Raw genomic sequence first — 24,558 nt, forward strand, 5'->3', positions numbered from 1 at the left:
GTTTTTATACAAACTATAACAATTGAAGTGAATTATCCACAAGAAAGGAGCCCACATGAGCACAAACAACAAAACAGTAGTCCGTTCCCTAGACATACTCAACCTATTCGTCGATCACCCAGCCCTCACATTCCAAGAAATCATCGACCTATCGGGCATCCCGAAATCCTCCGTCTACCGCATGTTATCTTCGCTCGAAGAAATGAGATTCTTAGAGAAAGGCGCAGATTCACAATATCGTCTTGGGTTGTTGCTACTCAAATACGGTAGCCTCGTTTCGAAGCGGTTAGATATCCGGAAGATTGCGTATCCGATTATGGAAGAGCTTCACAATGATGTGAAGGAAGCGATCAACTTGATTGTGAGGCAAGGGGATCAGGCGATTTACGTGGAGAAGATTGATACATATCAGAAGGTTCGTTTATATACTGCGATCGGCAGAAACAGTCCGCTTTACGCGGGGGCGTGTTCGCGGATTATTTTATCGAATCTGTCGGATAGTTATATTGCGGAGTATTTAGATAAGACGGAGTTGCAGCAGTTTGCGAACGGTACGTATACCGATCGGGAATCATTGCTTGCGTCTATCGAAGAGACTCGCCGCAATGGCTATACGCTCAGTAATTCGGAGCTTGAGAATTTCACTTCGGCTGTGGCGGCACCGATCTATGATTTTAGTGGTGAAGTGATTGCCGGGATCAGTATCGCGGGGATTGAAGCAAATTATCAGGAAGAGAATTTGAAGATGTTAGTCCCTAAAGTGAAAGAAGCTGCCTCTGAGATTTCTAGGCAGCTTGGGTATATAGGATAAAGTAGACCTTTGTGATTCAGTGATGCTGAAGCACAAAGGTTTTTAGTAGTGTAGTTTATGCTGAATGCCGATTTTGATTTGATTGATCAATTCTTCTTTCGCAATCAGTTCGCGCTCGGCTTCTGCATGTGTAATGAGCTTGAAATAAAGTTTCGCATTCGGTTTCACTTGCGACAAGCTGCCTAAGTCAGCAGTGATCACTTGTCCGATTTTCGGATAGCCGCCAGCTGTTTGTCTGTCCGCCATTAAAATAATCGGCTTGCCGTTAGGAGGAAGTTGAATCGTTCCGAACGTCACACCTTCTGATAGCATTTCAATTTTCTCCGTTAACGAAAGGGCCTGTCCTTCGAGTCGTAAGCCCATTCGATTGGATTGCGGCGTCACGACATACGGCTCATGTACAAGTAGTTGTTTACTCGCTTCATCGAAGTGCTTATACTCCGTCCCTTCAATGATCCGAACGGTTTGCGTAGATTCTAGGCTAATTAACGGATGATGAGGTACAGCCCAGTCTGGCGTGCCTTCACGTTCAATCAACTTAAAAACTTTCTCATTCGATTCCGTCATCTTGCCGAATGAAAGCTGATCGTTTTGTTGCAACGCACGCCCTTTAAAACCGCCAATTCCCGCCACCATATACGTACTTTTACTATCCATCACTACGGGTATATCAAGCCCTCCTGCAATCGCCAAGTACGCGCGGCATCCTTCAATCGCAAAGCCAAATTTAAGCACAGCCCCTTTTTTGACTAGAACCGGCCGCCAATTCGCAACCGGTATCCCGTCAATCGTCGTTTGAAGGTCTCCGCCTGTAATCGCAATCAACGTATCTTCCTCAAACTGCAGCTTCGTTCCGAACAACGTAATCTCCAAAACACCTTCACGTTCCGCGTTCCCTACAAGCAAGTTCGCAATCCGCATCGAATAGCTATCCATGGCACCGCTTACAAGAACGCCAAACTTTTGCGAACCGGTGCGACCGATATCTTGTACAGTCGTTAAAAGTCCGGCATTCAATACGTTTACTGACATGTCTTCACCTTCTTTTGTGCATCATACTCTTCTTGCGTCATCGGACAAAACTTGATTTTATCGCCCGACTGTAACAAAGAAGGAGGAGACATATCCGGCATGAATAGATCGGTTGGAGTACGCCCGATAATTTGCCAGCCGCCCGGTGTTTCGAGTGGATAGACTCCTGTTTGTTTACCCGCGATGCCGACAGAGCCAGGAGGAATCGATGTCCGTGGTGTTAATTTTCTTGGTGTCGCAATGCGTTCATCAAGCCCACCGAGAAATGGAAATCCTGGTGCGAAGCCGATCATATAGACGAGATATTCAGGTGTTGTATGAATTTCAATGACTTCTTCAATCGTCATGCCGTGAGTTTCTGCGACAATATGCAAATCAGGGCCAAATTCGCCACCGTAAAGCACAGGAATCTCGACTAATCTCCCTTCCGTAACAGGAAGTTCGGATATTTGGGCAGCTAGTGTCTGTATATAATCGGTTACTTTTTCAAGAGGAGTCCCGTCTAGTTGAAATCCGTTTTTTGATTGATGGACTACATACGGAGAGTAGTACACCGCCAAACTATTATAGGCAGGAACCGACTCAATGAAGCCGTCAAACGGATATTCTTCTAAAAGATACGAGAGATTTTTCACTTGCTGGTGGATGGAAGGATGGATGCCTTCACCCAGTTGTATAATGATGGCGGAATCGCCGAGTACTTTTATATCGAGAGATTTTGGAACAGTCATCGTAACATCTCCTTCAAATTCCGAAATTCGAAACTGTCATTCTGAAAAATGAATCGTAGTTCTATTATAGATTCCTAAAGAGAAAATACAAGCCTATATTTCATTTAATAAAAATACTCACCATATTTCGACAATGGTCTATTCAACACAATAATTTTATGATAGACTAAGTTTCAAGTTCAAAACCGAAGTTTCGGATTTCGGAACTGAATAGTTTGCAAACGCTTACTTATCGTAGGTAACTTGAGTGTGCTTTCTGTTTTTAAAAACAAAGGAGGTCATGAACATGGCGAAAGTAGATTTGAATAGTGATCTAGGAGAAAGTTTCGGTCGCTATACATTAGGAGAACAAAAGGAAATATTGAAATATGTAACATCCGCGAACGTAGCGTGTGGATTCCACGCAGGAGATCCTTCCGTGATGCGTGAAACTGTACAACTCGCGATCGATAATGGCGTACGAATCGGGGCACATCCTGGATTGCCGGATTTAGTCGGATTCGGACGTAGAGATATGGATATCACGCCGCAAGAAGCGTATGACATGGTCGTCTATCAAATTGGTGCACTGCAAGCGTTTCTTGCTGTACATAACGAACCGATGCAGCATGTGAAACCGCATGGCGCGCTGTATCAAATGGCGTCAAGAGATCAGGGGATTGCACAAGCTATCGCGCAGGCAGTGTACGATGTGTCACCGTCCCTTGTGTTATTTGCGCTTGCCGATAGTGAGTTATCCAAAGCAGGGGAAGCGATTGGACTCGTAACCGCACATGAAGTGTTTGCTGATCGTACGTATCAATCAAACGGTATGTTGACGTCACGTTCACAGGGCGATGCGATGATTACCGATCAAGAAAAGTCTGCTGAGCAAGTGATCCGAATGGTGAAAGAAGGTAAAGTACGTTCGCAACAACAGACCGATGTCGATTTACGCGCGGATACGATCTGCATTCATGGAGACGGTGAGCACGCAGTGGAGTTTGCGAAGTATATTACAGACCGGCTGAACGATGAAGAAATCACGGTGACGGCTATTTCCACTAAGGAGGATTCTCTATGAATAAGGAGAAGCTAGGACTTACTCATGAGCAGGAACAGAAAAAAGTAACCCGTGGTGTCTTACTTGGCGCAGCTTTCTTAATGGCGACGTCTTCTGTCGGACCGGGATTCTTAACACAAACAACCGTATTCACTGAGCAACTCGCAGCAAGTTTTGGTTTCGTTATTTTAATTTCATTAATATTAGACGTCTTCGCTCAAATGAATATTTGGCGCGTCATTGCAGTTTCGGGTCTACGTGGACAAGAAATTGCTAATAAAGTTTTACCAGGTTTAGGTTTCGTGCTAGCCTTCCTCATCGTAGCAGGCGGTCTGGCGTTCAATATCGGGAACGTTGCGGGTGCAGGACTCGGACTGAACGCGATGATTGGAATCGATCCGATCATGGGCGCGATCATCAGTGCGGTCTTTGCGATTTTGATATTCATGGTAAAAGAAGCAGGTAAAGTGATGGACAAAGTTGTTGCTGTTGCCGGTGTGTTGATGATTATTTTAGTTGTATTTGTCGCGTTTAAAACATCTCCACCAGTTGGAGAGGCAATCATCAGAACGTTTAATCCTTCTGAAATTAGCTTCTTCGCAATCGTTACATTAGTCGGCGGTACAGTGGGCGGGTACATCACATTTGCAGGTGGACACCGTTTACTAGATGCCGGAGTTAAAGGGATTGAATCGGTTCCATACGTCACAAAGAGTTCCGTTACAGGAATTGTCGTCACGGGAATTATCCGCGTCGCATTATTCCTAGCCGTGCTTGGTGTCGTTTCACAAGGATTGCAAATCGATCCAGACAATCCACCAGCTTCTGTGTTCCAGCTCGGAGCAGGGGAACTTGGGTTGAGATTATTCGGTGTCATCATGTGGGTAGCTGCGATTACATCTGTCGTAGGGGCGGCGTATACATCGGTTTCGTTTATTCGTTCATTCCACCCATTCATCGAAAAGTATCATAACTGGATTATCATTTTATTCATCATCGTATCGACTTCGACTTTCGCATTCGTAGGAAAGCCCGTCACGATTCTTTTATTAGTAGGGGCATTGAATGCATTGATCTTGCCACTAGCGCTAGGTACTTTACTCGTTGCAGCGTATAAGAAGACCATTGTGGGAGAGTACAAGCATCCACTATGGCTCACAATTGGCGGCGCGATCGTTGTAGTTGTGATGGGCGTATTAGGCGTTATGACGTTAATCGAGCAGATTCCATTGCTGTTTGACTAATTCTTGAGGAGGTCATGTATTGAAAAATTATAGCACTATGAGGCCACAAGAAATTCGGACACTCATTCGCGAGCAACAAATCACAGGTCAGACTTCAGGTATGGCAAAAGGATTTACACAGGCCAATCTAGTCATATTGAAACAAGAACACGCTCTCGATTTCCTGTTGTTCTGCCAGCGAAATCCGAAGTCTTGTCCGCTACTGGATGTGACAGGACCAGGTTCCTATCGTCCGGCTAAAATGGCAGAAGGCGCAGACCTTCGCAGTGAAGTACCGAGCTATCGCATCTACAAAGATGGCGTGTTGACTGAAGAAGTACACGATATTACAGATTACTGGGAAGACGACATGGTCGGCTTTTTAATCGGATGCAGCTTCACATTCGAAGCCCCGCTACTCGCTGGCGGCATTCCGATTCGACATATCGAAGAAAATCGCAACGTGCCGATGTACAAGACCAATATTCCTTGTACACCGGCCGGCATTTTCGAAGGACCTACTGTCGTCAGCATGCGACCGATGAAAGCCGCAGACGCCATTCGCGCCATTCAAATCACTACTCGTTATCCTGATGTACACGGTGCACCGATTCATTTAGGTGATCCGAGCTTGATTGGAATTAAGGATATTTCCGCACCTGATTTCGGCGATAGCGTGACGATCAACGAAGGGGAAATCCCGGTGTTTTGGGCGTGTGGGGTTACACCGCAAGCAGTGGCTATGGAGAGTAAGCCGTCTATCATGATCACGCACTCTCCTGGGTGTATGTTTATTAGTGATATGAAAGATTCAGAGTTAAGTGTTATGTAATATCGTTTGAAGACAATAAAAAGTTCTCAACTCGACAAGTAGTCGGTTTGAGAACTTTTTTTAATTTAGTAATTGAACTAAAGTAGTGAAGGGATACTCAGTTGATTGTAGTGGAAGCCGTGCCCGCGGAACGCGTCCGTCTGGAACGGAAATCAACGGTTTTTAGGTTACTGAACCGTATACCCACCATCCAGCACAACAGCCTGCCCAGTAATCCCTTTCGCACTCTCACCCGAAAGATACAACGCTAAATCCGCCACTTCCTTCACATCCAACAAACGCTTCTGCGGCACCAAAGGATAAATAACATCCTCCAAAACAGATTCCAACGGCACACCACGAACTTCAGCTAAGTCCTCAAACTGATTGCGCACAAGCGGAGTGTCCACATAACCAGGACAGATCGCGTTCACTGTAATACCGTCAGCTGCCGTCTCCAGCGCAGCGACTTTCGTCAAACCAATCACACCATGCTTCGAAGAATTGTACGCCGCTTTACCCGCAAACCCAACCAATCCGTTGATCGATGCCATATTCAAAATCCGGCCGAATTGCTGTTTCTTCATATGCGGTAATACGAGCTTCGTTGCGATGAACGGAGCCGTTAGCATCACTCTCACCATCAACTCGAACTTTGCTGTTGGGAAATCTTCTAGATTCGAGACATGCTGCAGTCCTGCGTTGTTAATGAGAATATCAATTCTGCCAAATTGAGAAATCGCTTCATCAATGACTGCTTGAATATCTTCTTCTTTCGTAACGTCACATTTTAAGCCGATCGCGCTGCCACCTAACGTGACAGCCGCTTCTTTTACTTTTTCTTCATTCAAATCCGTCAACACGACGATTGCGCCCGCATCTGAGAAGGCTTTGGATACTTCGAAACCTATACCTTGCGCTGCGCCTGTGATGAGCAATACTTTATCTTTTACCATACTACTTTCCTCCTTGAACGATTAAATACCGAAACCTAGTGAGAATAGGACGATCGCGATGACGACACCTATGGTCGGCACAATGACCGTGACCGCTGCCATGGCGCCATATGCTGCACGATGCGTTTCGCCTGCAATAGACTGGATCGTCGTGACGACATAGCCATTATGTGGCAATGAATCGAGAGCACCGGATGAAATCGCCACCACGCGGTGAAGGGCTTCCGGATCGACACCCATATCCATATAATGAGGTGCGAGTAGTGGGAGAGCGATAGCCTGACCGCCTGAAGCGGAACCTGTCATACCTGCGATCACAGATACCGCAATGGCTGCACCGATTAATGGTGATCCTGGGATATTCGTCATGATGGCTACTGCGTCCTGGAATGCAGGAACTGCTTTCGCTACGCCACCGAATCCAACTACTGCTGCTGTGTTTCCGATTGCGACCATTGCGCCAAGTGTACCCGCTGAAATGGCTGCTCCGTAGTTCTGTGAATATTTTCTACCTACGAAGTACGTAGAGATGATTCCGCCGAGTAACGCTAGGATTAAAGCGGATTGTGCTAGTTTATCATGGAATAGGAATGAAATGATCAATACGATAGCCAATGGAATCATAGAAAGGAATGGATTTGGCAATGAACGTGTCGTATCAAATGTAGGATCGGATGAACGATCAACGAAACGTTCGCCTTTATTGACTGCCTTCGTAATGATTCGTTTCAGCCACCAGTAACCGAACAGTGCCATGAACAATGCCACGACGAGACTGACTTCCCATCCAGCGTATGCATTCGTTCCTAAGAACTCGATCGGAATCCAGTTCTGAATTTCAGGGGATCCCGCGGACGTCATCGTAAACGTCACCGATCCAAGTCCGAGTGTCGCTGGAATGAAACGTCTCGGTAGATCTGCTTGCTTGAATAATGAAATAGCCATCGGATACACGGAAAATGCTACTACGAACAAGCTTACTCCGCCATACGTTAGAATCGCACACGCCATGACAATCGCAAGCACTGCGAATTTCATGCCAAGCTTTTCAACGAACCATTTCGCCACAGCATCTGCTGCTCCGCTGTCTTCCATTACTTTACCGAAGATCGCACCGAGTAGGAACATCAAGTACCAAGACATGATGAAACTCGTGAATCCCGTCATATAACTTGTGACGAAGTTATCTTCGCCTTCACCTGCTAATTGAGGAAATAACGTCATGCCGCTCATTAATGCTACAAATAATGCCGAAATCGGTCCAGCGATTAATATGTTGACTCCTCTCATCGTCAACACAATGAGTAAAGCCAAACCTCCAATAAGTCCAATCATCCCTAATATACCCATCCGTCTACCTCCATATAATAGAATATTTTTGTAACGTACTAGTAAAGATTTGTCTAAAATGTTACAAGTGAAGCGCTTTCATTTATTAAAGCAGATAATAAAAGAACATGCAAACCGCTTAAATACAGGGTTTGCATGTTCTTTACACATAAATATTCCGGAAAATAGGAATTATAGTGCTAGAATGATTGGGTTTAAGTTCGGAATTCAGGAATTCTTTCCGGAAAACCGGAAATTAGTTCAAATATCATATTTTTTTAATTTCTCGTAAAACGTGGTTTTGCTAATTCCAAGTATAAGAGCGGCTTCTTTTTTATTTGGAAATTGAGCTAATGTATCGAGTAGAATGGTTCGCTCGACTTCTTCGAGTGATTCAGCAAGTGTCCGGGAACTAGGGGCGTACTGAACCTTTCGCTGTTTGACTTGTGGTGGCAAGGCATCGGGTGTGATCACGTCTCCGCTCGTCAAATAAACCGCAGCTTGAATCACGTTTTGCAATTCTCGTATATTGCCTGGCCAGTGGTACGTGTTCAAATACGTAAAGGTCTCTTTCGAAAACTCCATACTTCTTTTGCCGGTTTGACCGATCGTCTTATGGAATATGAAGCTAATGATTTCCGCAAAGTCTTCCATGCGCTCTCGTAGTGGCGGTACGTTCAATGTAATGGCTTGTATGCGATAGTACAGATCGGTGCGGAATTGATTGGCTTCGATAAGTTCCGTTAATGGTTGGCTACTTGAAGCAATCACTCGTACATTGACCGATTCTACTTGATGAGAGTTCGGTGATTCTACGACCCCGTCATTCAATAATCGAAGTAACTTCACTTGAACAGGTAAGGGGAGGCTGCCGATATCATCTAAAAACAATGTCCCTTTATCCGCTAGCTGAATACGTCCTTTTCGTCCGCTACGATCTCCTTTTCCGAACAGTTCGGTTTCCAATAAATTGGGCGGGATGGCGGCACAGTTGACCGTAATCAACGGATGATCTGACCGGTTGGACAATTGATGGATGCTGTGCGCGAATAATGTTTTGCCTGTTCCGCTTTCCCCCTGAATTAAAACGGGCAAGTCACTCGGAGCAATCATATGAATCGTATCTTTGATGGACAAAATAGCAGCAGAAGACCCTTTGATATCGGTCATTTGATAGGTGCTTTCTTCCATGGCCGGAGCACCCATATTGATTTTCTCCAACGTTTGTTTGACATGTGAGCTCAAATGATGCCAGTCATGAAGGTCACGAAATACGACGCTTCCGAATGCGCCGACCACTTTATTGTCTACGCGAATGGGGATACGATTTGCCAGCATATACGTTCCTTTAATGTAATGAGGGGACGCAATATGTTCTTCTCCAGTCTTCACCACTTCATGCATACGCGTATTTTCGATGACTTCATTAACAGGGCGACCGATCGTATCTTTCTGTTCGATATGAAGAAACTTGCAATAATCTTGGTTCATATACAGAATCCGTGCGTCCTGGTCCACCACAACGAACCATTGAAACGCATTTTCTAATATTTGATTCAATACATATTCCGGAAGATTCGTTATTAAGCGATCCATTGTGATCCACCTTCTTGTCCGTAAGTTTTATTTGAATATAGGTTAGGTTAATAAACTCCTAAATAAATACATAAAATCAATATGTTCTACAATGTTTCCTAATTATCTACAATAAAATCAGAATAATGGAAAACGACAGTAGACGGAAACATCATAGTACTATATACTAGTCGATAAGACAGGTACTTTGTGTTCAATTCATTATGTAAACGCTTACTCTCATGAAAAAATGTATGATTGCAGGTCAATAACTGAAGCACTATTTATTGGCCTGTTTTTTGTGCGTGTTCGTATTTGTCTGAAAGGAGGTGAAAAGCATTGTGTCACCTAGTGGAAACAGAAAACCCCCGAGTGCTTTATGTCCGACAAGACACACTCGAGGATCAGCAGCTGGTGTATACCAACCTAGTGTTAGTATACCCCTTAATTCCACTTATCGAAAGGTATTTATATAAAAAAGGGGGATAATGGGAAATGGATGAGGAAACGAAGTCAATAATTACACCCGGTACAAGTCTGGTTTATCCGTATTATAATGATGAGGGAAAGTTATGTGCAGTGTTGCTGAAAGATAGTGATTTTGTTTTAGTAGATTCTAGTCCGACTGCGGTAGTGGACTTAAGTATGCAATATTTTGGTACGAGTTTGCGTGGTGGCATTGAAGGTGGCAAAGCATTGATGGGTAGAATCCATATGACGCCTGTGATGGTCAGTGAGAGTTTGGATATGTATTGGTTTCCGAGTCATTCCCCGTCAAGTAATGATTGTGTGTGGTTTTCGCTAGCGCATGTCTTGACGTTCTTGCCAATCGACAAAAACCATACGAAAGTGATATTCCGCGATGGCAATGTGTTTACGGTGAACTGTAGTTATTCATCGTTTCAGAGCAGGTATCAGCGGACGTGTATGTTGAAAAATGGTTTGGTAGCTAGATTCACGCAGATGGCGCTCGGTGTGAAGAAAGGGCATAAGACGTTCTTGATTCGTAAGAAACATCAGCGTGGGAATTATGAGATTACGGATGAGTAAATAGGTTGATACATAGCGTTCCTCTTCGGGGGAGCGCTTTTTCTGTATGCTCATTTATTGAAATGTTTACTGTTTTTCTTGGAGGGGTGGTATACTCAAGGTAATTATGAATGGTTTCGTGAGGTCGTTTGTTTATGAGTGGTCAGGAGGGGAACGATATGTTGTTTGATTTTTTGAAGCCGAAGTGTGAATATTGCAAGAAGCGGACTTCTGTTTATCAGGGGTATTATTTGCCGAATGATAAGAAGATAAAGGTGTGTTCGTCTTGTGCGCGTTTTGCACAGCGTCGTGGGTTTAAGAAGTGGAAGGGGTAAGGTGGTAAGGCAACGTTGATCGACGTTCCAGGTGGACGCTTTCCCGAGGGCGTGGCTTGAGCCTCCTCGTACGCTGCGCTCCCTGCGGGGTCTCAAGGCGCACGCTGATCCTCCGGGAGTCGCCACCTTCCACTTACGATCAACTGGTGTTGTCTTTCAACTTTTACTGTGTAGGGATTTTTAAGACCTAAGATCAAAAGCTGGAAATATAAAAGCAAGAGCAGTCCGAATAGGATAGCTCTTGCTTATTTTTATTTAAGTTAAAATTTAGTTCTCGAATCAACGGTTTAAATGGGCTCTGATCTTATATTTAACTACTCGTTAGTTTTCCTTTTAGTCGTTTCAGTATACGCTCTCTTCGTTTTTTGATGCCTGGGACGGTGAGGCCGAAGTGGGTAGCGCATTCGGCTTGGGTTTTGTTTTCTACGTATAGTTTGATGAGCAGCTCACGTTCTTCTTTTCTAAGAGCGGTGATGGCCTCGTGTAGTTGGCTGTTTGGATCTTCGGCAAAGTCGCATTGTGCTAGGTGTTCGAGTGTTTCGGATTCTACCGATGTGTTGACTTCGCTGAATCGGTTTTCCTTTTTCAAGTCGTCTAACATCGCACCGTAGATGGAGCGGTAGGCGAAGGGGGTGAAGTTTCCTTTGGTTGCGTCAAAGCGTGACCATGCCTGGTACAGAGCGAAGCGTCCGGTTTGGCGGAAGCTGTCATAGTCACGGTAGATATTTAGTTTTCGTATAATGGCTGAAATCATCGGTTCGTACTGTTGCATCACTTCGTCAAAATTTTCATTCCTCTGGTTCTCCATAAAGCGACCTCTTCAGGTCGTGCACGACACTTTGTATTCCCTGGGTATCTACATAATAGAAAGTCTGGCAAAGGAATACGAATCGGTATTTCATCGTTTTGCCTAGGGAAAAGACATGCTTTTGCGCTAGGGAAAGTAAGTTGTTTGCTTAGATGGTTTTGGTGGAATGAATGTATTTTAAAAAGTGAATTGACAGTGAAAAGTTGTGACTTCTTTAGAGTCGTTGATTTCCGATCCAGGCGGACGCGTTCGGAAGGGCCCGCGGTGAGCCAACCAGGTCGCAGGCTCCCTCTGGTTGTCTCACCTGATCGGGCTGAACCTTCCCGAGTCGCCGCCTTCCTCTCCAATCAACTTGGTGTTTCTTTGAAAACGGATGATTGACTTATATAGCTAATAAAGTAGAAGTAGCTTTATAACTTGACCTAGACCTTTAGAAAAGTCACTAATTAATCCCGCAACACTCAGTTGATTTTCGTTTTAGGCGGCGACTCCCGCGGGAATAGCATGAGCCTTGAGACCCCGCAGGTAGCGAAGCGGACGAGGAGGCTCAAGCCATGCCCGCAGGAAAGCGTCCGCCTAAAACGGAAATCAACGTTCCTAAAGCGTCACACTCGCCTTAATGATAACTAAACGACAAAGAGGACCCGTCTAGTGACGGATCCTCCTTACGGTTACACCTTAAACTGCTCAATAACCTCTGATAACTTCTCGCTCAGCTCAGTCAACGTCTCCGCCGCCTCTGTCACCGACTGAATCGCACGTAACTGCTCTTCCGAAGACGCGCTAACTTCTTCACATGCCGCTGCCGTCTCTTGCGACGTAGCTGACATCGTTTGGATCGTCATCGCGACCTCATCTTTATGCGTCGCGACCAATCGAATTTCATTGGACACGGTATGGATCGACTCTTGCATCGTGTCCATGAGAGAGGATAACTCTCCGAACGTATTCTCCGTATCACCCACAACGACGCCTTGATCGCGGAATGTGCTGATCGTTTCCTGCATTTGTTGCGACACGATCTGTGATTCTTTTTGTAACTCTTCTATCGTTACTTTGACATCGTCTGTTGCACGTGCCGATTGTTCTGCGAGTGTGCGAACTTCTTCAGCTACGACGGCGAATCCTTTGCCGTGTTCTCCTGCTCTAGCCGCCTCAATGCTTGCGTTTAGCGCTAAAAGATTCGTTTGCTTGGAAATGTTCATGATCGTTTCCATGACACTACCGATCGCTTGTACTTTTCCGCCAAGTGAATGAATGTCGCTTGACATCTCTTCTAGTTTTTCGCTCGTTGTCGTAAACGAAGACTTCAGTGCGCCCATTTGTTGTTGGCCGTTATCGTTTTGGATGCCGGTTTGCGTGGCAATGTCCAGCATTGCTTCTGCTTTTTCGCGAATTTCATTGATTTCTTGACCGAGAAGCTCCGTACGCTCTGTCGCAGTCTCGGAATCTTCCGCTGATTGTGCAGCACCTTGCGCAATTTCACCGACCGCCGTGGCGACTTCGTTACTTGCGGCACTTGTTTCTTCGGACACCGCACTCAAACTTTCTGAGTTCGATCGGACGTGATCGGCTGATGTTTGGACGACGCTGATAATGTCGTTCATGTTTTGCACCATATTATTGAAATCACGGCTCAGTTCACCGATTTCATCTGTGCTTTGATTATCTGATCGGACTGTTAGATCTCCGCCTGACACTTGCGCCATCAAATCTTTGACTGTATCAAGTGGCTTCAGTAAACGGCTAATCGTAATGAATAGACCGACGAATGTGAGAAGCAATGTAACCAACGCAATGATTAGCATGGAGTTGCGCAATGAATGTGCCATCGCATTTAGCTTAGGTTCTTCGTAGACTGCACCGACCTTCCAATTAAACTCGGGAATCGTTGTATAAATATTGCGCTTGTCGATACCTTGATCATCGGTGTATTCGATGACGCCACTGTCCGCATCATACATTTTTTTGAAATGTGCTTCGTTTGTTACATCCGTTCCTGATTTGGAAGGGTGAACGATAGCCAGTCCTTGATCATCGAGCAATACGGGATAACCGTTAAATCCGATATCGCGGCTCGCTATTTCGTCTGTTAATGCGCTCAGTTCAATATCCATTCCAAGAGCCCCGACAAACGTACCGTTGATCAGAATGGCTTTGGAAGCAGTAATGACAAACTGATTGGTTGTATCATCCAAATACGGCTCTGTCCATTGCACTTCGTCTGGATGTTCTTGCGCTAATTGATACCAGTTTCGCGTCGTCGGATCATAATCCGTTAAATCATCATCCGGCTTAATGACCGTATATTTGGACGTCAATGAATAATAAACGGCATCTGCACTTGAGTACATAGACAAGAAAGTTTGTAAACGATCCTCTATTTCTTTGACAGTTACCTCTTTTCCATTTTCTCCAGTAAATTCTGTTATGGTGTCAGTCGTTGCCAACAACGCTAGTCCTTGTTCATACTTGTCCATAAAGTGATATATTCCGAATCCCATTTCACTAATAATGGCATTACTTGAATCAATGGCATTGGCCATGGACTGTTTCTTCGCTTGATCATTGGTCATCCAAGTCATTAAGGCGATACCTAAAATGAATAAAATGATAGCGGTTAAGATAATCTTCGTTTTTATTGACCGTAACAAATGGTGTTCAGCTCCTTCTTAGATGTGTGATGCTATATTGTACCTAACTTGTTATCGGCTAAATTTCCTATGTATTGATGGTTTTATAAAGAAAAATGAAGAAACCTGTCGAAAAATCGACAGGTTTCTTTTTAAAGGCTTATAGGCAAGCGGCGCCTACAATAATGAGTAAGATAAATAATACGACAATCAATGCGAATCCGCTACCGCATGAGCCGTAAGATCCACCAGACCCACCCGTTTCACAACCAGATCCACCGTAACCGCCACCACCGTGTCCATATCCACCGAATCCAAACATGTCTCCACCTCCATTTTTTAAGTAATTAACAGCCGTAACCCATAAATCCTGCACCGACAATGATCAATAAGATAAACAGAACAACGATCATTGAAAAGCCGAAGCCACCATCATAACCGCCACCGTACCCAGATCCTTTAACTGATTCTCCCATATTGATTTCACCTCCAAATGTGGAACTACCCTTATTCTATGCAGAGATTCTCAGAGTGCCTTGGCTTTTATAAAAAAATCCGCCAATCCTTTAAAAAGGAGAGGCGGATGTTGTTAGATTTTGAAGCGTTCCACTGCATCACTAAGGTCTTCGCTCAATTGCGTCAAGGCTTCAGCCGCTTCTGCAACGGAGCCGATCGCGTAGAGTTGTTCATCTGAAGAAGCACTTACTTCTTCACAAGCCGCTGCAGATTGTTCTGTAGTCGACAATAACACTTGAATTTGCTCAGAGACATCGTTTTTATGAACGTCCATTTCTTGAAGAGCGGTAGTGACTTGATTAATTCTAGATTGCATATCACCAATGAAACTAGAAATTCTTTCGAAAATTCCTTCTGTATCTGTTACGACCGTACTTTGACGCTCGAATGTATCGCGTGTGCTGTTCATTTGTTCGATCACATGTTGCGTACCATTTTGCAGTTCATGGATTGTCGAACGCACTTGTTCCGCTGATCGTGCAGATTGTTCCGCGAGTTGACGCACTTCGTCTGCTACGACTGCGAAGCCTTTACCATGTTCACCGGCTCTGGCTGCTTCAATACTTGCATTTAACGCGAGTAAATTGGTCTGAGAAGAGATCGCGGTAATCGCGTCGATGACGGAACTGATCGCCTTCACTTTATCTTCCAAAGAGCCAATCATGCCGCCCATTTGCTGTAAGTCTTGATTCCAGTTATTGAATGAAGAGCTTAAAATACTCATTTGCGCTCGACCGTCCGTATTGAAAGATACAGCTTCCGTTGCCAGGCCAGCCATTTCACTAGCGGTTGTGTTGGCAAAATGAATTTGTTGATTCAATAAATCTGCGCGTGTCGTAACAGTTTCCGCGTTTTCCGCGGACTTCACAACCCCTCGAGTAATTTCCGCCAAAGCACTAGCAATTTCTTCGCTTGTCGCATTCGTTTCTTCTGATACTGCGCTCAAGTTTTGTGAACTCGCAAGTACATTAGAAGCGGAATGCGTCACAGTCGTAATCAAGCCGTTCATTTGGTCAAGCATCTTATCGAAGCCTTTGCCAAGTTCTCCAATTTCATCGTTAGAATGAATGTTGGCACGAACCGTTAAATCACCATCTGCTACTTGTTGCACCGTATCTTGCAGTCGGAAAATAGGTTTCAATACGCGACTGATGAAAATGAAAAGAATGATTGCGAGTATAGCGAGTGTGACGATGGCCGCAACGATCATCACATTTCGTAAGCCAGCTGCAAGGGATTGCATGTTTTTCTGGTCGTATATCACACCAAGCTTCCAGTCGAAATTCGGAATCGTCGTGAACATATCGACTTTTTTAACTCCGTCTTGCTCGAATGTGTGATGTCCTGCTGCTTCTTTATACATTTTGGCCACGTACGCGCGATCCATGACATTTTCCCCAATGAGCGACGGGTGGGCGATAGCTGTCCCTTCAGAATCGAGAATGAATGCATAACCGCCATGGGGAATATTCGTTGCGGAAATATCTTTAGACATCGTCGACAATTGAATATCGATTCCAGCTACACCGACGAATTCATTTCCATTCATGACGGCTTTTGCAGCACTAATAACGAAATTGCCCGTTGCTTCATCAATGTAAGGCTTGGTCCAATGTACTACTTTCGTGTCAGCTACTGCTTTTTGATACCATTCCCGCGGAGTGGGATCGAAGCCCGTCAAATCCACGTAAGGACGAATTATCGTTTCTTTTGTCGCGAATGACAGATAAGTACTTGAAACATCTGGATAGGTATCCAACGTGTTACTGAGTGCTTTGATAACTTCGGCTTTACCGGTAGTGGCGGATGCGTTCGTGTAGTCCGATGAATCCGTCAGCAACTCAAGTCCTTTGCTGTATTGACGCAAATCCGCTTCAATGGATTCGCTCATTTCGGAAAGTAACGTACTGCTTGATTCGATGATGTTTTTCTCTGTCCGTTCCTTAACTAACCAGCTACTGATTCCGGTCATTGTCAGGATGCCTCCAGCAACTAGTACGAGGACGAGAAGGATCATTTTCGTTTTGATGGAATGAATCATGGATGTATGCTCCTTTACTCTTATAGATTGTTCTTATCATACATTACTTTTGACTGTTCTAATAGTCTGAATTTCATAACTTTGAAAATTTTGTTGAGTAGTAGACAGATAAAGTGAAAAAAGTGGCAAGAACGTAAAGAAGAATATGCCATGCTGTACTTAACATCCCGTAATTGAATCCGATACTATAAGTAACGATTGTTCGATTAAAGACGGGGGGTACGAGTATGGTCAGCCGAATTGGCGACGGCCCCGCAACGCAACCAGTGAAATCATCTTATGAGAGTGGGTCCGTTGAAAACAAAATAGTAGTGGCAAACATTCAACCCATGGGTCATCCAGCAGAACAGGCGACACCAGAACAGAAAGCGGAGTTGTCCAAGAGTGAAGCGAAAAAATTAACGGAAGGCATGAACAAATTCCTCGATAGTGTCAATGTTCAGTTACGCTTCAAATTTCATGAGAAACTAAATGAATATTACGTAACGATCATCGACCCTGAAACAGAAGAGGTAATTCGTGAAATACCGCCAAAGAAATTGCTCGACATACACGCAGCCATGAAAGATTTCATTGGATTGCTAATCGATAAAAAAATTTAACAAAAAAGGTGTGAGGCACGATGAGAATCGGTGGATTGGCATCGGGAATCGATACAGAATCAATCATTAGAGACATGATGAAAGCACATCGAATCCCACTTGATAAAATTACGCAAAAGAAACAATACACACAGTGGCAACTAGACGACTATCGTTCTACTAACCGCGACTTGAGAAAATCGAGTGACAAACTGTTTGATACGGTTATGAAGCAGAGTACCTATATGCAGAAAAATGTTAGTGTTTCGGATGAGAAGGCGGTTAGTATAACGGCAAAAGCTTCTACTTCTGACTTTTCGGGGACTATTGAAGTGACGAACTTGGCGAAACAAGCCACATTACAAGGTGGCGTAATTTTAGATAAGACAAACGAAAAGTTAACAGAAGATCAAATAAAGACAAAAACACTTGCTGATTTAGGTATTTTAGAAGGTGAAGGTGAACAGAAGTTAACTATTGAAGTTCCGGGACAAGAAGCGAAAACTATCACTGTTAAGTCATCTGACAAGATTAGTGATGTACTGAGTGAAATTAATGGGAAAACGGGCGTAACTGCATTTTTTGATTCGTCGACAGGGAAAATTGCGATGAGTGCTAAGGAAAGTGGCTTTGGTAACGAAGATCCAATGTTACTTGAATCTGGAACAATCAAAATATCGAGTAAAGATGCAGCTGGTGTTAGCAGTGACTTAGCAGCTAAATTGAAATTAGCAGGCAGTGGTAACGGAATTACTAAAACAAAAGGCGAAGATGCCGCTTTCAAGTTTAACGGTCTTGATACTACGAGATCATCCAATACATTCACAATCAATGGCTTCGAAGTGTCACTAAAGCAAACTACAACATCGCCAGTTACGTTCAGTTCTTCTACTAATACCGATAAGGTTCTCGATTCAGTAGTAGAGTTCGTCAATGATTATAATGAAATGATTGAAAAACTAAACAGTAAGATTAAAGAAAAAGAATTTAAAGCGTTCCATCCTCTTTCTGCCGAAGAAAAAGCGGATATGAAAGAAAAAGAAATCGAGCTTTGGGAAGAGAAAGCGAAGAGTGGTACGTTAAAAGGTGACCCTGCAATTTCTTCCATGCTAAATAAATTACGCTCTATCATGAGTTCGACTGTTGAAACTACAGATAAAGATGGAAATAAAATTAACATCAGTATGAAAGATTTAGGGATAGAACCAACAAAAAGTTATTTAGATAACGGTAAATTAATTATCAATGAAGATAAACTGCGCGAAAAGATTTCTGAGAACCCAAACGCTGTTTATGATTTAATCGGTGGAAAAGACAATGGAATCGCTCAACAATACCGTACCGAACTACAAGACGCACAAAAGAAAATCACAGTAAAAGCAGGTAGTTCTACTGCTGTCAACGATACATTTGCTCTCGGTCGTTCTTTGAAAAATATGGACAAACAAATCGAGCGCTTTGAAACGAAGCTACAGATGATGGAAAGTCGTTACTACAAGCAGTTTAACGCGATGGAGCAAGCGATCCAGCGTGCGAATTCCCAGTCTGCGGCGTTGATGAGTTCACTTGGCGGCGGCATGTAACGTAACTTATCTAGAAAAAGGAGATTGACATAAATGGCTACTAACAACCCTTATGCAGCATATCAGACGAATACGGTGACGACTTCTACGCCTGGCGAGTTGACGTTAATGCTTTATAACGGATGTCTAAAATTTATTCAGCAAGGCAAGATGGAGCTGGCTAAAGGCAATCTGGAACAAAAGAATATTGCGATTCAAAAAGCACAGGCGATCGTAACTGAATTAATGCTGACATTGGATACGTCTTATGAAGTATCCAAAAACATGCTCGTTTTGTATGAGTTCGTCAACAGCCGCCTAATCGACGGAAATATCCAAAATGATCCGGCTATGTTTGAAGAAGCTGCGGGCATCATAACGGAATTCCGCGACACGTGGAAGCAGGTCATTCAAATTAATCGTTCGAAGCAATATTCGAACGTGAGTGAAATATGATCCGACCTGCAATGACGATGTGGCATGAGCGTTCTCTTCTATTGATATCGCTAGTGAAAGAAACCGATGAAGAAAAGCGTGATGAAGTTATTGAGAAAATCGAGAAAGTTCTCGATGAACGTGATTTGCTGCAGTCACAAATTACTCAACCTTTTACAGCGGAAGAAGACGAATTTGGGGCAGAATTAATTCGCCTAGAAAAAGAAGTACAAACTAGTCTAGATCACTTCACCAATGAAATTCGTACAAATATTTCACAATCACAAGCCAAAAAAGAAAACATGAATAACTATGTGAATCCATATGGTAAAATGTCTCAAGATGGTGCGTATTTCGATTCGAAGCACTAATAACCGGAAGAGAGCAATCTCTTTCGGCTTTTTACATAGTGAAATTTAAATGAAGGGAAACGTCCTATGCGCTATAATCGCCACGACTACTTTCGGTATCCATTCGATCCATACATACCCGCAACATTCCGTATACAATTAAATAATGAACAAAAAAGCTTATCTAACGAAGGGCAATGCGAAATTGTAGACATCAGTACAGGTGGCGTGAAATTTGTCACTAATTTGGATTTACCTGTGCGATCGGAAATTTTAGCCCTGCAATTGGAGTTCACAATTTTTAAGCACCCGTTTGAAATTTTAGGAAACGTAGCTTGGAAAACACAAACCGAATACGGATTTGAATACGGTTTCGAGTTTGGTGAAGATCAAAAAGTCGATACATTAATCACCGAAGAATTAAAACATCATGCTCGAAAAGTGAAAGAAACCGAGTGAAACCAACCTAAATCAGAAGTTTCTTTACAATTCTGCATTATTCTTAAGTTTTGAGAAGGTATTTAAGGGTACTATGAAGAAGTAAGGTAGTGATGGTTTAAATAAAGGAGGAGTTCATATGTTAGACTTCAATATTCGCGGTGAAAACGTCGAGGTAACTCCGGCGATCAGAGAGTACGTTGAAAAGAAAGTTGAAAAACTAGAGCGTTATTTTTCAGAAGGTGTAAACGCTACAGCAAATGTTAACTTGAAAGTTTATAGTGATAAACAAACAAAAGTGGAAATTACAATTCCGATGAAGAATTTGACACTTCGCGCAGAGGAGCGTCACAACGATATGTATGCAGCTGTTGATTTAATCGTCGACAAGCTAGAGCGTCAAATTCGTAAATATAAAACACGTGTTAATCGTAAGTCACGTGAGCGCGAAGGCGTAGCCGCTTTCTTCCAGTCAACTGATAACAATAGTGCTGCAGTAGAGCTAGAGGACGATAATGAGTTCGACGTAGTGCGCACGAAGCAGTTTGATTTGAAGCCAATGGATCAAGAGGAAGCGATTCTTCAAATGAACATGCTGGGCCACAATTTCTTCATCTTCACGGATGCAGAGTCTGATGGCACACACATTGTGTATAAGCGTAAAGATGGCAAATACGGCCTAATCGAAACAAACTAATAAGCAATCCAAAAAGTCCAGCCTCGGCTGGGCTTTTTTGTTTTTGAACTTGTTTACGTTTGATAAGGTCTTTAAGTTCAAGGGCAAGTGCTTGGGAATAGTGAGTGAATTTGTGTAGGGGGAGGGGATTGAAGCTCCAGCGTCCAGCTTTCGCTCATAGAATCCATTTAAGCGCTCATAGAACTCATTTTGCGCTCTATTACACGCACTATCCGCTCTATCTGACGCCACGAGTGCTCATAGATTCATCTAAGTGATCATAGAACCTTGATAACCGCTCATAGCCTCGAAATCTCAACATTATTTACAATCCTAAGTTTAATGCACAAAAAAAGTATCACCCACTCGCATTGCAAGGGATTGAAGCTCCAGCGTCCAGCTTTCGCTCATAGAATCTGTTTAAGCGCTCATAGAACTCATTTTGCGCTCTATCACACGCACAATCCGCTCTATCAGACGCCACGAGTGCTCATAGATTCATCTAAGTGATCATAGAACCTTGATAACCGCTCATAGCCTCGAAATCTCAACATTATTTACAATCCTAAGTTTAATGCACAAAAAAAGTATCACCCACCCGCATTGCAAGGGATTGAAGCTCCAGCGTCCAGCTTTCGCTCATAGAATCTGTTTAAGCGCTCATAGAACTCATTTTGCGCTCTATCACACGCACAATCCGCTCTATCACACGCCACGAGTGCTCATAGATTCATCTAAGTGATCATAGAACCTTGATAACCGCTCATAGCCTCGAAAGCTCAACATTATTTACAACCCTAAGTTTAATGTACAACAAAAAGTATCAACCACTCGTATTGCAAGGGATTAGCGCGTAGGAGGGGGCGACTCCCAGGGGATCAGCTCACCGCGAGCCCCCTAGGAATGCGTCCCCCTCCGAAGCGCAAATCCCCACCCAAACACTAAGTACACCCATCCCCGAACAAACTTAGGAAAAATGATACAGCGCACTATTTGCACCTAGCTTTTTACAATGCTAAAATGGAGTGTGACTCAAAAATCTTGAACGAAAACTATGGACCAGACGAAGAACTTACAACTGGCAGGCGCGTCCTGCTAATTGATGAAGCTATGAGGATGTGACAATAAATGCTTGGCGTATTGAATAAAATGTTCGACCCAAACAAACGTGACCTAAAACGACTCGAGAAAATTGCCGACCAAGTAGAACTATTGGCTGACGATATGGAAAAACTGTCCGACGAACAACTGACAGCGAAAACAGATGAATTCAAAGAACGCTACCAACAAGGCGAGACGGTTGAAGACTTGCAGCCTGAAGCGTTTGCTGTCGTGCGTGAGGCTTCCCGCCGCGTACTAGGACTCTACCCATTCCGTGTGCAAATCATGGGTGCAGCAGCCCTTAACGAAGGCAATATCGCAGAGATGAAGACCGGTGAAGGTAAGACATTGACTTCAGTACTTGCGGTGTATTTAAATGCCCTGACGTCTAAAGGCGTTCACGTCGTCACTGTCAACGAATACTTGGCAAGTCGTGACGCAGAAGAAATGGGACAATTGTATTCATTCCTCGGCATGAACGTAGGTTTGAACTTGAACAGTATGAGTAAAGAAGAAAAGCGTGAAGCGTATGAAGCCGATGTAACATACAGCACGAACAATGAACTCGGTTTCGACTACTTGCGTGACAATATGGTGCTTTACAATGAACATAAAGTGCAACGCCCGCTTCATTTCGCCGTAATTGACGAAGTCGACTCCATTTTAGTCGATGAAGCACGTACGCCGTTGATCATTTCCGGTCAAGCAGCGAAAGCGCAGGAGCTGTACCGCTTGGCGAACCGCTTTGTAATTACGTTGAAAAAAGAAGAAGATTATTCATTCGATGAATCAACCAAAGGCGTTGTGTTGACGGAGCAAGGTATTGAAGCGGCTGAGAAAGCGTTCAGTATCGACAACTTGTTCGATCTGCAACACGTGACGCTAAACCACGCGATCAACCAGTCATTGAAAGCGCATGTTAGTATGCACAATGACGTAGACTATGTCGTAGAAGAAGGCGAAGTAGTCATCGTTGACTCCTTCACTGGACGTTTGATGAAAGGCCGTCGTTATAGTGACGGGTTACACCAAGCGATTGAAGCGAAAGAAGGACTTGAAGTTCAGAACGAGTCGATGACACTTGCGACGATTACGTTCCAGAACTATTTCCGTATGTATGAAAAGCTGTCCGGGATGACGGGTACAGCGAAGACAGAGGAAGAAGAGTTCCGCAATATCTATAATATGAACGTTATTGCGATCCCGACAAATCGTCCGATTGCTCGTGATGACCGTCCAGACTTAATCTTTGCATCGATGGATGGAAAGTATAAAGCTGTAGCGGAAGATATTAGAGATCGACACGAAAAAGGTCAGCCGGTGCTCGTCGGTACAGTAGCGATTGAAACGTCTGAAATCATTTCAGCTTTCTTGAAAAAATACGGCATTCCACATAATGTCTTGAACGCGAAGAATCACGAGCGTGAAGCCGAAATTATTCAAGACGCTGGTAAAAGAGGCGCTGTTACGATTGCGACGAACATGGCCGGTCGTGGTACCGACATCAAATTGGGTGACCATATCCAAGACGTTGGCGGTTTAGCGGTAATTGGTACAGAACGACATGAGTCTAGACGTATCGATAATCAGCTCCGTGGACGTTCAGGACGTCAAGGTGATCCAGGTGTTACACAATTTTATCTTTCACTGGAAGATGAATTAATGCGTCGTTTCGGTTCTGAGCAAATGAAATCGATGATGACGAAACTCGGTATGGATGATGAGACTCCGATCCAGTCGAAAATGGTTTCTCGTTCTGTTGAATCTGCCCAGAAACGAGTAGAGGGGAATAACTTTGATTCACGGAAACGTTTATTGCAGTATGACGATGTACTTCGTCAACAGCGTGAAGTGATTTACAAAGAGCGTAATGAAGTTCTTGGTTCAGAAAATATTCGTCCAGTGCTTGAAGGTATGTTGGAGTCGGTTATTGAACGCGTTGTGGCGGTCCACACTGCAGACAATACGGTCTATTCAAAAGGCTTGAAAGACTATCTGGAAGCGAACTTACTGGCTGAAGATACCGTGACGATTGAAGACTTGGAAGAGAAAACACCGGAAGAGTTGCAAACATTTATTCACGAATTGGTCATTGCACGCTATAATGAAAAAGAACAAGAAATGTCCGAAGAGCGTATGCGTGAATTTGAGAAAGTTGTCCTGTTGCGTGCGATTGATACCAAGTGGATGGATCATATCGATGCGATGGATCAACTTCGTAACGGAATTCATTTACGTGCGTATGGACAGAATGATCCGCTTCGTGAATACCAGGCAGAAGGATTTGGAATGTTTGAAGAGATGCTTGTATCGATCGAAAACGATGCGACGAAGTATGTCATGAAGGCTGAAATCCGCAATAACTTGGAGCGCGAAGAAGTAGCAAAAGGGCAAGCGAATAATCCGAAAGAAGACGGCGCACCGGTTGCTAAAAAGCCAATCCGACGCACTGTCAATATCGGCCGCAACGACCCTTGTCCATGTGGCAGCGGTAAGAAGTATAAGAACTGTCACGGCAAAGCATAACGAGAAACAACCACTCA

General features: G+C 43.9%; 22 protein-coding genes. 12 read left to right on the forward strand and 10 right to left on the reverse strand.

Going from position 1 to position 24,558, the window contains the following annotated elements; all coding sequences use genetic code 11:
- Nucleotides 1-55: 55 nt before the first annotated feature.
- On the forward strand, nucleotides 56-811 hold the full coding sequence (locus SporoP32a_RS13755; RefSeq protein WP_085428413.1) for an IclR family transcriptional regulator: 756 nt from the start codon (nucleotides 56-58) through the stop codon (nucleotides 809-811).
- Nucleotides 812-853: 42 nt separating this feature from the next.
- Here the strand turns inward: SporoP32a_RS13755 and SporoP32a_RS13760 are convergent, their stop codons facing one another.
- Together SporoP32a_RS13760 and pxpB are read right to left on the reverse strand one after the other, a co-directional pair.
- Entirely contained in the window at nucleotides 854-1,843 is a 990-nt protein-coding gene (locus SporoP32a_RS13760) for a 5-oxoprolinase subunit C family protein (protein ID WP_085428414.1), read from the reverse strand.
- The gene (gene pxpB, locus SporoP32a_RS13765) at nucleotides 1,834-2,574 is read right to left on the reverse strand and encodes a 5-oxoprolinase subunit PxpB (protein ID WP_085428415.1); all 741 of its coding nucleotides are present in this window, start codon (nucleotides 2,572-2,574) and stop codon (nucleotides 1,834-1,836) included. The genes SporoP32a_RS13760 and pxpB overlap by 10 nt, the downstream gene beginning before the upstream one ends.
- Nucleotides 2,575-2,860: 286 nt before the next feature.
- Between pxpB and SporoP32a_RS13770 the strand changes: the two genes are divergently transcribed.
- Genes SporoP32a_RS13770 through SporoP32a_RS13780 form a run of 3 tightly spaced genes read left to right on the forward strand, consistent with a single transcriptional unit; the run spans nucleotide 2,861 to nucleotide 5,671 of the window.
- Complete coding sequence (locus tag SporoP32a_RS13770; protein WP_085428416.1) at nucleotides 2,861-3,637, forward strand: LamB/YcsF family protein; 777 nt, start codon at nucleotides 2,861-2,863, stop codon at nucleotides 3,635-3,637.
- Entirely contained in the window at nucleotides 3,634-4,860 is a 1,227-nt protein-coding gene (locus tag SporoP32a_RS13775) for an NRAMP family divalent metal transporter (protein ID WP_085428417.1), read from the forward strand. The genes SporoP32a_RS13770 and SporoP32a_RS13775 overlap by 4 nt, the downstream gene beginning before the upstream one ends.
- A gap of 37 nt (nucleotides 4,861-4,897) precedes the next feature.
- The gene (locus SporoP32a_RS13780) at nucleotides 4,898-5,671 is read left to right on the forward strand and encodes a putative hydro-lyase (protein ID WP_198166283.1); all 774 of its coding nucleotides are present in this window, start codon (nucleotides 4,898-4,900) and stop codon (nucleotides 5,669-5,671) included.
- Nucleotides 5,672-5,838: 167 nt separating this feature from the next.
- On the opposite strand, the gene SporoP32a_RS13785 is transcribed toward SporoP32a_RS13780, so the two are convergent.
- From SporoP32a_RS13785 to SporoP32a_RS13795, 3 genes are all read right to left on the reverse strand, one after another.
- The gene (locus SporoP32a_RS13785) at nucleotides 5,839-6,606 is read right to left on the reverse strand and encodes a 3-hydroxybutyrate dehydrogenase (protein WP_085428419.1); all 768 of its coding nucleotides are present in this window, start codon (nucleotides 6,604-6,606) and stop codon (nucleotides 5,839-5,841) included.
- A 21-nt stretch (nucleotides 6,607-6,627) separates the two neighbouring features.
- Nucleotides 6,628-7,950, reverse strand: a complete 1,323-nt coding sequence (locus tag SporoP32a_RS13790) for a GntP family permease (RefSeq protein ID WP_198166284.1) — start codon at nucleotides 7,948-7,950, stop codon at nucleotides 6,628-6,630.
- Nucleotides 7,951-8,196: 246 nt separating this feature from the next.
- Entirely contained in the window at nucleotides 8,197-9,531 is a 1,335-nt protein-coding gene (locus SporoP32a_RS13795; RefSeq protein ID WP_085428421.1) for a sigma-54 interaction domain-containing protein, read from the reverse strand.
- 474 nt (nucleotides 9,532-10,005) lie between these two features.
- Between SporoP32a_RS13795 and SporoP32a_RS13800 the strand changes: the two genes are divergently transcribed.
- Nucleotides 10,006-10,560, forward strand: coding sequence for a competence protein ComK (locus tag SporoP32a_RS13800; protein ID WP_085428422.1), 555 nt, complete (start codon nucleotides 10,006-10,008; stop codon nucleotides 10,558-10,560).
- A 624-nt stretch (nucleotides 10,561-11,184) separates the two neighbouring features.
- Here the strand turns inward: SporoP32a_RS13800 and SporoP32a_RS13805 are convergent.
- The 5 genes from SporoP32a_RS13805 to SporoP32a_RS13825 all read right to left on the reverse strand — a co-directional run bounded on the left by SporoP32a_RS13805 (nucleotide 11,185) and on the right by SporoP32a_RS13825 (nucleotide 16,872).
- Entirely contained in the window at nucleotides 11,185-11,682 is a 498-nt protein-coding gene (locus tag SporoP32a_RS13805; protein ID WP_085428423.1) for a sigma-70 family RNA polymerase sigma factor, read from the reverse strand.
- 671 nt (nucleotides 11,683-12,353) lie between these two features.
- Complete coding sequence (locus tag SporoP32a_RS13810) at nucleotides 12,354-14,336, reverse strand: methyl-accepting chemotaxis protein (RefSeq protein WP_085428424.1); 1,983 nt, start codon at nucleotides 14,334-14,336, stop codon at nucleotides 12,354-12,356.
- A gap of 139 nt (nucleotides 14,337-14,475) precedes the next feature.
- Nucleotides 14,476-14,637 (reverse strand): YjcZ family sporulation protein, encoded by a 162-nt coding sequence (locus tag SporoP32a_RS13815; RefSeq protein WP_085428425.1) that lies wholly within the window; start codon nucleotides 14,635-14,637, stop codon nucleotides 14,476-14,478.
- Nucleotides 14,638-14,662: 25 nt separating this feature from the next.
- Nucleotides 14,663-14,791, reverse strand: a complete 129-nt coding sequence (locus SporoP32a_RS13820; RefSeq protein WP_083035222.1) for a YjcZ family sporulation protein — start codon at nucleotides 14,789-14,791, stop codon at nucleotides 14,663-14,665.
- 113 nt (nucleotides 14,792-14,904) lie between these two features.
- Nucleotides 14,905-16,872, reverse strand: coding sequence for a methyl-accepting chemotaxis protein (locus SporoP32a_RS13825; RefSeq protein ID WP_085428426.1), 1,968 nt, complete (start codon nucleotides 16,870-16,872; stop codon nucleotides 14,905-14,907).
- 227 nt (nucleotides 16,873-17,099) lie between these two features.
- Between SporoP32a_RS13825 and flaG the strand changes: the two genes are divergently transcribed.
- The 7 genes from flaG to secA all read left to right on the forward strand — a co-directional run bounded on the left by flaG (nucleotide 17,100) and on the right by secA (nucleotide 24,541).
- Nucleotides 17,100-17,474: a flagellar protein FlaG gene (flaG, locus tag SporoP32a_RS13830; RefSeq protein ID WP_085428427.1), complete on the forward strand. Its 375-nt coding sequence runs from the start codon at nucleotides 17,100-17,102 to the stop codon at nucleotides 17,472-17,474.
- 20 nt (nucleotides 17,475-17,494) lie between these two features.
- Complete coding sequence (fliD, locus tag SporoP32a_RS13835) at nucleotides 17,495-19,036, forward strand: flagellar filament capping protein FliD (RefSeq protein ID WP_085428428.1); 1,542 nt, start codon at nucleotides 17,495-17,497, stop codon at nucleotides 19,034-19,036.
- Nucleotides 19,037-19,069: 33 nt separating this feature from the next.
- On the forward strand, nucleotides 19,070-19,471 hold the full coding sequence (gene fliS, locus SporoP32a_RS13840; protein ID WP_085428429.1) for a flagellar export chaperone FliS: 402 nt from the start codon (nucleotides 19,070-19,072) through the stop codon (nucleotides 19,469-19,471).
- Nucleotides 19,468-19,821, forward strand: coding sequence for a flagellar protein FliT (locus tag SporoP32a_RS13845; protein ID WP_085428430.1), 354 nt, complete (start codon nucleotides 19,468-19,470; stop codon nucleotides 19,819-19,821). Before fliS ends, SporoP32a_RS13845 begins: the two co-directional genes overlap by 4 nt.
- Nucleotides 19,822-19,887: 66 nt before the next feature.
- Nucleotides 19,888-20,259 (forward strand): PilZ domain-containing protein, encoded by a 372-nt coding sequence (locus tag SporoP32a_RS13850; protein WP_085428431.1) that lies wholly within the window; start codon nucleotides 19,888-19,890, stop codon nucleotides 20,257-20,259.
- A 118-nt stretch (nucleotides 20,260-20,377) separates the two neighbouring features.
- A complete protein-coding gene (hpf, locus tag SporoP32a_RS13855; protein WP_085428432.1) occupies nucleotides 20,378-20,935 on the forward strand; it encodes a ribosome hibernation-promoting factor, HPF/YfiA family in 558 nt (185 codons plus the stop codon).
- Between the two features lie 1,107 nt (nucleotides 20,936-22,042).
- Nucleotides 22,043-24,541: a preprotein translocase subunit SecA gene (gene secA, locus SporoP32a_RS13860; protein WP_085428433.1), complete on the forward strand. Its 2,499-nt coding sequence runs from the start codon at nucleotides 22,043-22,045 to the stop codon at nucleotides 24,539-24,541.
- Nucleotides 24,542-24,558 lie beyond the last annotated feature (17 nt).

It is taken from the genome of Sporosarcina ureae, assembly GCF_002109325.1.
GTDB lineage: Bacteria > Bacillota > Bacilli > Bacillales_A > Planococcaceae > Sporosarcina > Sporosarcina ureae_C.